At 58.9% G+C, this 12,430-nt stretch carries 10 protein-coding genes; 7 read left to right on the top strand and 3 right to left on the bottom strand.

What is annotated here, in order from left to right; translation table 11 throughout:
• Window positions 1-95: 95 nt before the first annotated feature.
• Window positions 96-2,408, bottom strand: a complete 2,313-nt coding sequence (locus FHX05_RS02520; RefSeq protein WP_112334699.1) for an NADP-dependent malic enzyme — start codon at window positions 2,406-2,408, stop codon at window positions 96-98.
• Window positions 2,409-2,682: 274 nt separating this feature from the next.
• Here FHX05_RS02520 and FHX05_RS02515 point away from each other — a divergent pair, with 274 nt between their 5' ends.
• From FHX05_RS02515 to FHX05_RS02490, 6 genes are all read left to right on the top strand, one after another.
• Window positions 2,683-3,489 (top strand): UDP-2,3-diacylglucosamine diphosphatase, encoded by an 807-nt coding sequence (locus tag FHX05_RS02515; RefSeq protein WP_112334700.1) that lies wholly within the window; start codon window positions 2,683-2,685, stop codon window positions 3,487-3,489.
• A gap of 155 nt (window positions 3,490-3,644) precedes the next feature.
• A complete protein-coding gene (locus FHX05_RS02510; protein WP_183870572.1) occupies window positions 3,645-4,862 on the top strand; it encodes an MFS transporter in 1,218 nt (405 codons plus the stop codon).
• Between the two features lie 150 nt (window positions 4,863-5,012).
• A complete protein-coding gene (locus FHX05_RS02505; RefSeq protein ID WP_112334702.1) occupies window positions 5,013-6,173 on the top strand; it encodes an ABC transporter permease in 1,161 nt (386 codons plus the stop codon).
• Between the two features lie 12 nt (window positions 6,174-6,185).
• Window positions 6,186-7,049 (top strand): ATP-binding cassette domain-containing protein, encoded by an 864-nt coding sequence (locus FHX05_RS02500; protein ID WP_183870571.1) that lies wholly within the window; start codon window positions 6,186-6,188, stop codon window positions 7,047-7,049.
• A 9-nt stretch (window positions 7,050-7,058) separates the two neighbouring features.
• Window positions 7,059-8,429 carry an MlaD family protein gene (locus FHX05_RS02495; RefSeq protein WP_183870570.1) on the top strand — a complete coding sequence of 457 codons (1,371 nt, stop codon included), beginning with the start codon at window positions 7,059-7,061 and terminating at the stop codon, window positions 8,427-8,429.
• A 38-nt stretch (window positions 8,430-8,467) separates the two neighbouring features.
• On the top strand, window positions 8,468-9,082 hold the full coding sequence (locus FHX05_RS02490) for an ABC-type transport auxiliary lipoprotein family protein (protein WP_112411895.1): 615 nt from the start codon (window positions 8,468-8,470) through the stop codon (window positions 9,080-9,082).
• 6 nt (window positions 9,083-9,088) lie between these two features.
• On the opposite strand, the gene FHX05_RS02485 is transcribed toward FHX05_RS02490, so the two are convergent.
• Window positions 9,089-9,487 carry an SRPBCC family protein gene (locus tag FHX05_RS02485; RefSeq protein ID WP_112606340.1) on the bottom strand — a complete coding sequence of 133 codons (399 nt, stop codon included), beginning with the start codon at window positions 9,485-9,487 and terminating at the stop codon, window positions 9,089-9,091.
• A 284-nt stretch (window positions 9,488-9,771) separates the two neighbouring features.
• Between FHX05_RS02485 and gndA the strand changes: the two genes are divergently transcribed.
• Window positions 9,772-11,199 carry an NADP-dependent phosphogluconate dehydrogenase gene (gene gndA / locus FHX05_RS02480; RefSeq protein WP_183870569.1) on the top strand — a complete coding sequence of 476 codons (1,428 nt, stop codon included), beginning with the start codon at window positions 9,772-9,774 and terminating at the stop codon, window positions 11,197-11,199.
• Window positions 11,200-11,261: 62 nt separating this feature from the next.
• Here the strand turns inward: gndA and FHX05_RS02475 are convergent, their stop codons facing one another.
• Window positions 11,262-12,296, bottom strand: coding sequence for a LacI family transcriptional regulator (locus tag FHX05_RS02475; RefSeq protein WP_183870568.1), 1,035 nt, complete (start codon window positions 12,294-12,296; stop codon window positions 11,262-11,264).
• Window positions 12,297-12,430: the final 134 nt, after the last annotated feature.

Raw genomic sequence — 12,430 nt, 5'->3', positions numbered from 1 at the left:
AATTGCAGCTCGCAGCCGCCAATAGCCAGGAGATGGGCGGCACCGCGATTGCATGAAGCGCGGTGCCGTTCTGACGGCGGCTGCGAGGCGCAGCATCAGGCGATCTGCGAGGCCTCGACGACGGCGAGCGCCGCCATGTTGACCACGCCGCGGGAAGTGACCGACGGCGAGAGAATATGGGCCGGAAGCGCCGTCCCAAGCAGGATGGGACCGACATGCAGACCATCGGTCATCGTCTTGACCACGCCGAGCGTGATATTGGCCGCATCGAGATTGGGGAAGACCAGTAGATTGGCTTCGCCGGAAAGCGCGCTGTCCGGCATAACGTGGCGGCGCAGGCTCTCGGAAATGGCGCTATCTCCATGCATTTCGCCATCGACTTCCAGATCCGGCGCTGCCTTGCGAATGAGAGCCAGCGCTTCGCGCATTTTCGTAGCGCTTTCCGACTCCCGTGAGCCGAAGTTGGAATGCGAGACGAGGGCGGCGCGCGGCTCGATGCCGAAACGCTTGATTTCCTCGGCAGCCAGCCATGTGGATTCTGCGATTTCCTCGGCGGACGGGTTAAACGTCACATAGGTATCGGTGTAGAAGGTCGCGCCGCGCTGCGAAATGAGCAGGCTCAATGCCGAGAAATCACGAACGTCCGGCCGCTTGCCGATGACCTGGCGGACGATGCGCAAATGACGCTCATAACGGCCTTCGAGACCGCAGATGAGCGCATCGGCTTCGCCGCGCTTCAGGGCAAGTGCGCCGATGACAGTCGTGTTGGTGCGAACGATGGTGCGCGCTGCTTCGGGGATAACGCCCGCGCGACCGACCAGCGAGAAATAGAGCTCGACATACTCGCGGAAGCGGGGATCGTCTTCCGGATTGATGACGGCAAAATCGGTATTCGGACGGATCTTCAGGCCGTAGCGCTTCAGGCGCGTCTCGATGACGGAAGGACGGCCAATCAGGATCGGGACGGCCGTGCCTTCTTCAAGAAGAACCTGGGCGGCGCGCAGCACGCGTTCGTCCTCGCCTTCGGAAAAGACGACGCGCTTGCGCTCGGCAATCTTCGCGGCGGCAAAGATAGGCTTCATGACGAAGCCCGAACGGAAGACGAAGCGGTTGAGCTCGTCCATATAGGCGTCGAAATCGGTAATCGGGCGCAGCGCGACGCCGCTGTCTGCTGCTGCCTTTGCCACGGCGGGCGCGATGCGCAGGATCAGGCGCGGGTCGAAGGGCGAGGGGATCAGGTAATTCGGCCCGAAGACCGGAGTTTCACCGGTATAGGCCCGCGCCGCGACATCGGAAGGCTCCTCGCGGGCAAGTGCTGCGATGGCGCGCACGGCGGCCATCTTCATCTCTTCGTTGATCGTCTTGGCGCCGCAATCGAGCGCACCGCGGAAGATATAGGGGAAGCAGAGGACGTTGTTGACTTGGTTCGGGAAGTCCGAGCGGCCGGTGCAGATCATCGCGTCGGGGCGGGCGGCGCGGGCGAGATCCGGCATGATTTCCGGCGTCGGATTGGCGAGCGCCATGATCAGAGGCTTTTCGGCCATCTGCGCCAGCAGTTCGGGCTTCAGCACGCCGGCGGCGGAGAGGCCGAGGAAGACGTCGGCGCCGGGAATGGATTCGGCCAGCACACGCTTGTCGCTGTCCTGAGCGTAGACGGATTTCCACTCGTCCATCAGGACGTTGCGGTCCTTGTAGACCAGGCCTTCGATATCATGGACCCAGATGTTCTCGCGCCTGGCGCCGAGAATGACGAGCAGGTTGAGGCAGGCCAGCGCGGCTGCGCCCGCGCCGGAGGCGACGATCTTGACCTCTTCGATTTTCTTGCCGGCCAGTTCCAGTCCGTTGAGGATGGCGGCGGCGACGATGATGGCGGTGCCGTGCTGATCGTCGTGGAAGACCGGAATTTCCATTTTCTCGCGCAGGCGGCGCTCGACGTCGAAGCATTCCGGCGCCTTGATGTCTTCGAGATTGATACCGCCGAAGGTCGGTTCGAGCGCCGAGACGGTGTTGACCATCTCATCGACCGTCGGGGCTGCGATTTCAATGTCGAAGACATCGATGCCGGCGAATTTCTTGAAGAGAACGGCCTTGCCTTCCATGACTGGCTTGGAAGCGAGCGGGCCGATATTGCCGAGGCCGAGCACCGCCGAACCGTTGGAAATCACCGCTACGAGATTGGCGCGGGACGTGTAATAAGCGGCCGTTTCCGGGTTGTCGCGAATGGCAAGACAGGGCGCGGCGACGCCGGGCGAATAGGCAAGCGCCAGATCGCGCTGGTTGCCGAGCGGCTTGGTGGCCTGGATTTCAAGCTTGCCGGGGCGGGGATAGCGATGGAAATAGAGCGCCTGTTCGTCGAAATCGCCACTCGCCATGTTTTCGGCTTTTTTCGAAGTGTCGTGCGTATCCATCTCTCGGTCTCCATTCCTGCCTGCGCTTTGAGTCTTCTGCATACATCAATCGCTTCGCCTTCACAGTATGCAATTGAGGTCACAAAGCGTTTTTGTCGTGACAAAACTGAATTGCCTTTTTGCAAGAATTGAGCGGCGCGCGTCCCTTGGATCGAACGCTGCGCTCGTGGCTGAGCCGTCAAGCACAGGGATTGTCATCTTCCTGAAACACGAGTCTGGTTTTGGAATAGCCAACGTAGGATAGGGCACGGACATATAGTTCGTGAATGAAAACATGGACCCCCGGCATTTCCGAACGCTATTCATTTCTGACGTGCACCTCGGCTCGAAGGCCGCCAAGGCGGACTACCTGCTCGACTTTCTCCGTCATCACGAAGCCGATACCATCTTTCTGGTCGGTGACATCGTGGATGGCTGGAGACTGAAGCGAAACTGGTATTGGCCTCAGCACTGCAACGACGTAGTCCAGAAGCTCCTGCGCAAGGCGCGCAAGGGCACGCGCATCGTCTATATACCCGGCAATCACGACGAATTCCTGCGTGACTTCCCCGGCATGCATTTCGGCGGCATCGAGGTGGCGCAGCGCGCCATGCATGAAACGGCCGACGGCAAGAAATATCTCGTGCTGCATGGCGATGAATTCGATGTCGTCGTCCGCAATGCCCGCCTGCTCGCCTATCTCGGCGATTGGGCCTATGACATGGCAATCCTGATCAACATCGGCCTTGCAGCGGTACGCCGCCGCCTGAACATGCCATACTGGTCCTTCTCGGCCTGGGCGAAACTGCAGGTTAAGCACGCCGTCAATTTCATCGGCGAATTTCAGCGTGTCGTCGCCGAAGAGGCCAAGCGCAACGATGCCGATGGCGTCATCTGCGGCCATATCCACCATGCGGTGATCGAGGATCTCGATGGGATCCGTTACATCAACACGGGCGACTGGGTGGAAAGCTGCACGGCGATTGCCGAGCACGAAGACGGCACGTTCGAGCTGATTACCTGGCAGAATATTCTCGAGACGGAACCGGTTGGCTCACCTGTCGAGGAAATGCCGCGGGCACTCGGGGCACAGGCAGCATAATTCTGCGCCTGTTCACAGGCTTGCTAATAGCTTGTCATAATTATTGAACGCCTACAGCTTCGGTTTTTCCGAAACGGTACGGTTTGGCCATTTCTCGCCATAGTCGTATTCTCGATAGCGTGATAGGGACAAAGTAAGTTCCCTTCAGGTCTGTCATGATTCCCGCGATCAAGTCCTTCCAGGGCGAGGGTGCGCCTCCATATTTCCGCTTGCGCACTGCCTTGTCCTACTGCGCTCCGTTGTTCGTCAACGGAATTGCCCTGCCGTTTTTCCCCGTCTGGTTGGCGGGGCTGAATTTCAATGATCATGAGATCGGCCTGGTGCTCGCCATTCCTATGGTCGTTCGGGTGCTCGTGACACCCATCATCGCGGTGCTCGCCGATCATATGACGGAGCGGGCGGATGTGCTGCTATGGTCGGGTGCACTGTCGCTGTTGACGGCTGTCGCGCTCTATTGGACGAGCGACTTCTGGCCGGTGCTTCTGGTCTACGGCATTCAGGGGGCCACCTACGCGCCCTACGTGCCGGTGGTTGAGTCGATCGCCATGTCGGGCGTGCGCCGCTGGGGCTTCGACTATGGCTCGATGCGGGTCTGGGGATCGATCACATTCATCCTGTCGACCCTTCTCGGCGGCCAGCTGATCGGCATGTGGGGCGGCACTACTGTCTTGCCGGTAATGGTGGCCGGATTCATTCTGACGACGCTGATGGGGTTTTTCGCCCCGCGCATCGGGCCGACGCGCCGGCGCAACCTGCCGATCAATCTGCAATCTCCGACCGGAAATCTGCGCTCGCCGCACTTGCTCATCACCATGATCGGCGTGTCGATCCAGCAATCGAGCCATGCGATGCTCTATACGTTTGCATCGATCTATTGGCATAGGCTTGGCTTTTCCGGCGCGCAAATTGCTGTCCTATGGAGCATCGGCGTTGCGGCTGAGGTGATGGTTTTCTTCCTGTCGAAGAAGCTTAGTCGGCGGTTCAGCGCTTGGACATTGATCTTTTTCGGCGCGACCATGTGTATTTTGCGCTGGATCCTGTTTCCGATCAATTTCGGCTTCTTCGGCTATTTCATCCTGCAGTGTTTTCATTCCTGTACCTATGCCTGCGTCCACACAGGCATTCAGCGTCGCATCGTGGCCTCAGTGCACGAAACGCAGGAATCATCGGCCCAAGGGGCGTATTATTTTTACAACGGCATGTTCTTAGGGTTGATGACCCTTGCATCCGGCTATCTCTATGCCTGGCTTGACCTCGCCAGCTATTATGTCATGGCGGGCATTGCAGCTTTCGGGCTGGTCATGGTCATTTTCGCCTACGGGCTGCAGGCCAGGACGCCGGCAATCGGCGGCGGCGCTCACGGCGTATCCTGATGCGGCGCAACAAATTCATTTGGATATCAAAAAGCCGTGACATAAGTTGGCGTCGGCGCGAGATGGAAATTCCACGCGTAGTCGGTGTATTAAGCATTGACCACGCGGGCTCACCGAGTCGGCGTATGTTGTGCCAGATTTGAAAGACGCATGAGTTTGAAAGCAGCCGAGCAAAGGTCCGACGCACCGAAGATCGATGATGCGCCCGAAGGCGCAGGCCATCGCTATCGGCTGCAAGGCAATTGGCGCAGCGCCAATGTGCATGGCGTGCTGCGACAGATCGAGCAGCTGTCCAAGCGCAGTTCCGGCGGCGACGTGGTGATCGATCTTTCCGGTCTTTCGGATGTGGATACGGCGGGTGCGCTGCTGATCCGCCGGCTGAAGGAAAGCCAGGAAGCGCACAAGGCTCACGTTACGATCGAGGGTTCCAATCCGCATATCGACGAATTGCTGACGACTTTCGACGCGCATCCGGACGATGAGGCGGCAGCGGCGAAGCCGAGGAAATCATGGGCAGAGCGTGTCTTCGCGCCTATCGGCGAAAGCGTCTACGATATCTGGGGCAATCTCATTGCCGCCATGTATATACTGGGTTCGGCCGTGCGCGGGGGTCAGCTCAAGTTTGGCCGCGGCAGCGGCGTTTCGCCAGCCTCGATCGTCAATCAGATCGATCATATGGCTGTGCGCGCCGTTCCGATCATCCTGCTGATGTCGTCGCTGATCGGAGCGATCATCGCCCAGCAAGGCGCTTTCCAGCTGCGTTATTTCGGCGCGGAAATCTTCGTGGTCGATCTGGTCGGCATCCTGCAATTGCGCGAAATCGGCGTGCTTCTGACCGCGATCATGATTGCCGGCCGTTCCGGCAGCGCGATTACCGCCGAAATCGGCTCCATGAAGATGCGCGAGGAAGTGGACGCGCTGAAGGTCATGGGCCTCAACCCCGTCGGCGTGCTCATCTTTCCCCGGCTGGTGGCGCTGACGGTGGCCTTGCCGCTGCTGACGGTTATTGCCAACTTTGCCGCGCTCTTTGGCGCTGCATTGGTGTCCTGGGCCTATTCCGGCATCACGTTTGCGACATTCATCTCGCGCCTTCATGAGGCCGTCAGCCTTTCGACGATCATTTCAGGCATGATCAAGGCGCCGTTCATGGCGCTGGTCATCGGCATCGTCGCTGCGGTTGAAGGATTGAAGGTGGGAGGCAGTGCCGAATCTCTTGGTCAGCACGTGACGTCATCCGTGGTGAAGTCGATCTTCGTCGTTATCCTCATGGACGGGCTTTTCGCCATGTTCTATGCGGCAATCGATTTCTGAGGGACGATAACGATGAGCGCGCTTCACTCGGAAATTCCATTGGAAAAGGATGAGCACGGCAGAGACATCGTGCTGTCGGCACGGGATGTCACCGTGGCTTTCGGCTCGAAAGTGGTTCTCGATAAGCTGAACCTCAATATCTATCGCGGCGAAATCCTCGGTTTCGTCGGCGCTTCCGGCGCGGGTAAGTCCGTGCTGCTGCGCACTGTGCTGCGGCTACTGCCGCGCCGATCGGGCAATATCGAGATCCTCGGCGAAGATTACGATAAGCTCGACGAAGAGGATCGCAATCGGCTCGACATGCGGCTCGGCGTGCTCTTTCAGCAAGGTGCACTGTTTTCCTCGCTTACGGTCAAGGAAAACATCCAGGTACCGATGCGGGAATATCTGGACCTGCCGAAAGAGATGATGGACGAGCTTGCGCTGATGAAGATCCGCATGGTCGGTCTCGCCGCTGATGCCGCCGACAAATATCCTTCCGAGCTCTCGGGCGGCATGATCAAGCGCGCGGCGCTGGCCAGAGCCCTGGCGCTCGATCCCGACCTCGTTTTCCTCGATGAGCCGACCTCGGGCCTCGATCCGATCGGTGCGTCGGAGTTCGACGAATTGATTGCCAAGCTGCGCGACACGCTTGGCCTGACCGTTTATATGGTGACTCACGACCTCGACAGCCTGTTTTCCGTCTGTGACCGTATTGCTGTTCTCGGACAGAAGCGGGTATTGGTGGAAGGCACGGTTGAGGACATGCTCGCCTGTGATGACCCCTGGGTGCAATCCTACTTCAGGGGCAAGCGCGCACGCTCGATCGTGCCGCGCGAGGACATCAGAGGGCACAACGACGACAAAGGCGCAGGCGCCCACAGCCGCGAGAAGTGACTGGAGACAATGGAAACCAAAGCCAATTACACGATCGTCGGGTTCTTCACGCTGGTTGTCATCGCTGCCGCCTTCGGCTTCGTCTACTGGATGGCGGAATACGGCCGGGGCGGTCCTATGGTTGAGCTCGTCGTGCGCATTCCCGGTTCGGCAAATGGGTTGAGCGTCGGCTCGCCGGTCCGCTTCAACGGTATTCAGGTCGGTTCGGTGCAGGGGCTTTCGATCGACGCCGACGACCCGAACTATTCTCTCGCCTTCACGCAGGTGCGCGCCGATGCGCCGGTCTACACCTCGACCAAGGCCATTCTTGAGATCCAGGGCCTGACGGGTGCGGCCTATATCGAGCTTTCCGGCGGTCGCAACAGCGACGAAAATATCCTCAAGCGCTCGATCGACACGGGCAAGCGAGCGGTATTGCTCGCAGACCAGTCGAGCGTGACCAACCTGTTAACGACGGCCGACAAGATCCTGAACCGCGCCAACGACACGATCGGCGACATCCAGGGCTTCGTCTCGGATTCGCGCGGGCCGCTGACGGATACCGTGCGCAATGCGCAGAAATTCTCCAAGGCGATTGCTGACAATTCCGACAATATCGACAAGTTCTTGGCAAGCGTCGGCCAGCTTTCTGATACCTTCAAGACGGTCTCGGTCCGCGTCGACTCGACGTTGGATGCGATCGAAAAGCTGGTGCGCGCGGTCGATGCCCAGAAGGTCAACGACGTCATCGCCAATGCCGACAAGATCACGGCCAATGTCGCCGATGCGACGACCGACCTAAAGGCGACGATTGCAAGTTTCAAGCAGACGGCCGACACCTATACGACGTTTGGTCAGAACGCTCAAAAAACGTTGGATCGAGTCGATGCGATCGTCGCGCAGATCGATCCTGCCAAGATCAAGGGATCGGTTGACGATATTGCCGATGTGACGAAACAGGCTCGTACCGCGGTCGCATCGATCCGGGATGTCGCCAACTCGGTTGCCTCGCATCAGCAGGATATCGATCAGACGATTGCCAATGCCCGCGAGATTTCGACCAAGCTCAATGCGGCGTCCGGCAAGGTCGACGGCATCCTGACCAAGGTCAATTCCTTGCTCGGCGACGACAGCACCAAGTCGCTGTTTGCAGAAGCCAAGGACACGCTCGAATCCTTCAAGAAGATGGCGGACAATCTCAATTCCCGCATCGGGCCGATCGCCGACAATCTGCAGAAATTTTCCAGCAGCGGCTTGCGCGACGCCCAGACCCTCATCAACGACATGCGGGGCACGGTTGACAATCTGAATAGTACAATCACTAATTTCGACCGCAATCCGCAACGACTGATTTTCGGCGGGGATACGGTCAAGACTTACAACGGCCGCGCGCGGCATTGATGAAGAGCGATATCTGGTCTCCAGGGGATAAGCGAAATATGGTCGGTTGCGTGTCGAGTGAGCGTCATCAGGTGTGGAAAGCTGTGATCGCGTTGCCGTTGCTCGCGGCCTTGCTGGGAGGCTGTGGAACCTCTTCCAACAATGATACCTACGATCTTTCCGCGTCGGCGAAGACGAATGGACCTTCGGTCAAAAGCCGCCAGATCCTCATCCCGCCGCCGACCGCGCTGCAGGCTCTGGACAGCAATCAGATCGTCATTCGCGTCTCGGGCTCGGAAATCCAATATCTTGGCAAATCGCAATGGAGCGACAAGCTGAGCAGAATGGTGCAATCGAAACTTGTCGAGGCTTTCGAGAATACCGGCAAGCTCGGTGGCGTCGGCGTACCCGGGCAGGGGCTTGCGATCGACTATCAGATCGTCACCGATATCCGCTCCTTCGAGATCAATGCGTCCGGTGGCCATAAGACGGCAATCGTCGAAATCTCCGAAAAGATCCTGAACGATCGCACCGGTACGGTGAAGGCCCAGAACGTGTTCCGGAAGGTCGTGCCGGTCAGCGGTGGCAGCAATCCCGATTTCGTGCGGGCGCTCGATGCCGCATTTGCAGGTGTGACAGGCGAACTCGTCGATTGGACGTTGCGCTCGCTGTAAGGGCGGTCAGCGCTCCATCAACTCCTTCAGCGTCTTCAGATCCCGCATGACATGCGCGGCATCGGCCGCGAATTGCTCTGCCTCCATGTCCGGTAGCTGGAGCAGGGTGAACATGACCTCGCAACCATCGCCGTTCGGCACGATGCGCAACGCATTGTAGACCTGCAGATCAGATTCCAGCGTTACCCAGTGGTCGATGACACCAAAGTCATTGCGAGGCGAGAACCGAACCCGGGCAGTGCCGAGCGTGCCTTCGGCGATCCAATCATTGCCATCCTGCGTCAGCCCGGATGCCAGACCTGAGGCCCAGAAAGGCATGTTTTCCGGACGGCTGGCGTAGTTGTAGACCTCCCTCCAGTCGCGATCGATGGAGATATGTACGATCTTCGCATTCATGGTCGACATGGTGTTTTCCTCCTCTATATCACCATCAAGGGACTGAGACCTGCGGAACACGCCAGAGTTCGCACGCGAATGAATCGCCAATTCGGCAACATTGTTGCACAGTCCTGCAAAGGGAACGATTCACGGCTTTCGGAGGCTTGCCGTTTTCCGCCCGGAGTGCAACAACAGCCCCAACGCAGGGCTGCAGCCTGTCGCGCCGAGCGTCGGCGGCATTGCGTCACATCGGATGTTGCTGCGTCTTCAGGGTGGGCTGGGCGCGGTGAACGGTTCATTGGAGGATTGTCGTGGAAAAGGCAGAAATCGGGCTGATCGGTCTCGCGGTAATGGGATCGAATCTGGCGCTCAACATCGCTGAAAAAGGCAACAAGATTGCAGTGTTCAACCGTACTCCTCAAGTAACGGATGAATTTTACGCGAATGCGGGCGCACTCAAGGACAAGATCATTCCCTGCAAGACGATCGAGGAGTTCGTCGAGGCAATCCGTCCGCCACGGCCGATCATCATCATGATCAAGGCCGGCGAGCCGGTCGACCAGCAGATGGCGGCGCTACAGCCCTATCTGGACAAGGGCGACATCATGATCGACGCCGGCAATGCTAATTTCCGCGACACGATCGCCCGCTTCGACCGCCTCAAGGATACCGGCCTGACCTTCATCGGCATGGGCGTGTCCGGCGGCGAGGAAGGTGCACGCCATGGCCCCTCCATCATGGTCGGCGGCACGGAGGAATCCTACAAGCGCGTCGAGAAGGTGCTTACTTCGATCGCGGCCAAGTACAATAACGATCCGTGTGTTGCCTGGCTCGGCAATGACGGCGCCGGTCATTTCGTCAAGACGATCCACAATGGCATCGAATATGCCGATATGCAGATGATTGCCGAAATCTACGGCATTCTGCGCGACGGCCTCGGCAAGAGCGCGGCCGAGATCAGCTCGATCTTCGGCGAATGGAACAAGGGCCGCCTCAATTCCTATCTCATCGAGATCACCGAGAAGGTTCTTGCCGCGAAGGATCCCGCAACCGGCAATGCCATGCCTGATGTCATTCTCGACAAAGCCGGCCAGAAGGGCACAGGCAAGTGGTCGGTTATCGAAGCCCAGAACATGGGCATTCCTGCAACCGCCATCGAAGCCGCCGTTGCCGCCCGCAGCCTCTCGGCCATCAAGAGCCAGCGCGAAGCAGCCGAGAAGATCTTCGGCACGCCGGACTACAAGTTCCCGATCGCCTTCGGCCCCGACCTCTTGAAAGATCTGGAACTGGCGCTTTTTGCTGCAAAGATCGGCGCCTACGCGCAGGGCTTTGCCGTCATGGCCGAGGCTTCGAAGGAGTTCAACTGGTCGCTGCCGATGCCCGTCATCGCCAAGATATGGCGCGCCGGCTGCATCATCCGCTCGCAGTTCCTCGATGAGATCACCAGCGCTTTCACGAAGACGCCGGATGCGGCGAATCTGATCGTCACGCCCGCCTTTGCAGAAATGGTCAAGGAATCGATCCCGTCGCTGCGCCGAATCGTTTCGGCTGCGACGGCTGCCGGCCTGCCGGTTCCGGCGCTTGCTTCGGCTCTGACCTATTTCGACGCGTATCGCCAGGCGCGCGGCACCGCCAACCTGATCCAGGCTCAGCGCGACTTCTTCGGCGCTCACGGCTTCGACCGTGTCGACGGCAAGGATATTCACCACGGCCCATGGGGCAGTGGTGCTACAGCCTGATAGAGCAGTCGGATACGATGATCAAAAGGCCTGCCGGTGAAACCCTGCAGGCCTTTTCCTTATCAGCCGTTTGACCAGACGGGCGGGCTGATGCTTTGCAGAAGCTCGGGTTCCACGCCGTCGATGCGCGCGATGACCGCCTTGGCGAGCTCGCGGCCGGCATGACGAAAGTCTTCCGACGCCGCAATGATATCGGGCCTGATCCAGCTCAAGACATCGGTCGATTGCTTGGCGACCATGTCGATGTCACGCCCGAGACGAAAACCAGCGGCCTCGATTCCGGCATTAACGGCAATGGCGCCGCCGCTGCTGGAGCAGATGAAACCATCGGGTGCATGTGGAGAGCGCATCAGTGCTTCGACCGTGTCCTTGATATCGGCAAGGGTGTTGTCCGTGGTAATCCCGAGCGGGATCTCTTCCGCACCATATTGACGCAAACCCGCCTGGAAGCCGATGCGGGTATGGGAATAGTAAGTCAGCTTGCTGGAGGGCTGCAGAAGCGCCAAGCGACGCCGTCCCTTGGCGACCAGCGCCTGCACGGCTTCGTGCGTGAAGGCTTCGTTGTCGAAATCATGGAAGGGATGCACGATGCCCATATCCGTCCGTCCATGCGTGGAAAAAGGCATGCCACGATCATGCATGAGCGCGACGCGCGGATCGTTGGGTTCGGTGCGCGATATGATGACGCCGTCAGCCGAGCCAGTATCCAGGATGTAGCGGACCGGAACCAGCGAGTCCTTGCTAAGCGAATGCGGCGTGATGACCAGATGATATTGAGTACCGGCGAGAACCTCGGAAATGCCGAAGACGATCTGGCTGGTAAAGCCCATGATGTCTTCATGCATGCTTAGGACCAGGGCGATAACATTGGTCTTTCCGGTCCTGAGACGTACGCCGGCGCGATTGGGATGATATCCCAGTTGCCGCGCGACCATGCGCACACGCTGCTTGGTCTCGGCGCCGATGTCAGGAGCATCTTTCAAGGCGCGAGAGACGGTGGTTATCCCAAGCCCGGTCATAAAGGCGATCGTCTTGAGCGTCGGCCGTTCATGTGTAGACTGCGCTGTGCTGCTGCCGGAAATCTTCTTACTGTCCATATCCTGCAATGCTGCCTCCCGCGACCGACCGCTTATAGTGCCCGCAGCAGCGCCGCAAGCATATTTGTGATGTGGTCACTCCTTCCTCGTCTCGAAAATCTGTAACGATACAGTGGAAAAGTCGAGCACTTTTT

Origin of the sequence: Rhizobium sp. BK491, assembly GCF_014194925.1 — a bacterium.
GTDB lineage: Bacteria > Pseudomonadota > Alphaproteobacteria > Rhizobiales > Rhizobiaceae > Rhizobium.
This window is presented reverse-complemented; position numbering and strand designations above follow the sequence as displayed.

What these genes read in the sequence shown, in the direction of transcription:
- FHX05_RS02520 (WP_112334699.1), bottom strand. Translation starts at nt 2,408, where the DNA reads ATGGATACGCACGACACTTCGAAAAAAGCCGAAAACATGGCGAGTGGC.
- FHX05_RS02515 (WP_112334700.1), top strand. Translation starts at nt 2,683, where the DNA reads ATGGACCCCCGGCATTTCCGAACGCTATTCATTTCTGACGTGCACCTC.
- FHX05_RS02510 (WP_183870572.1), top strand. Translation starts at nt 3,645, where the DNA reads ATGATTCCCGCGATCAAGTCCTTCCAGGGCGAGGGTGCGCCTCCATAT.
- FHX05_RS02505 (WP_112334702.1), top strand. Translation starts at nt 5,013, where the DNA reads ATGAGTTTGAAAGCAGCCGAGCAAAGGTCCGACGCACCGAAGATCGAT.
- FHX05_RS02500 (WP_183870571.1), top strand. Translation starts at nt 6,186, where the DNA reads ATGAGCGCGCTTCACTCGGAAATTCCATTGGAAAAGGATGAGCACGGC.
- FHX05_RS02495 (WP_183870570.1), top strand. Translation starts at nt 7,059, where the DNA reads ATGGAAACCAAAGCCAATTACACGATCGTCGGGTTCTTCACGCTGGTT.
- FHX05_RS02490 (WP_112411895.1), top strand. Translation starts at nt 8,468, where the DNA reads ATGGTCGGTTGCGTGTCGAGTGAGCGTCATCAGGTGTGGAAAGCTGTG.
- FHX05_RS02485 (WP_112606340.1), bottom strand. Translation starts at nt 9,487, where the DNA reads ATGTCGACCATGAATGCGAAGATCGTACATATCTCCATCGATCGCGAC.
- FHX05_RS02475 (WP_183870568.1), bottom strand. Translation starts at nt 12,296, where the DNA reads ATGGACAGTAAGAAGATTTCCGGCAGCAGCACAGCGCAGTCTACACAT.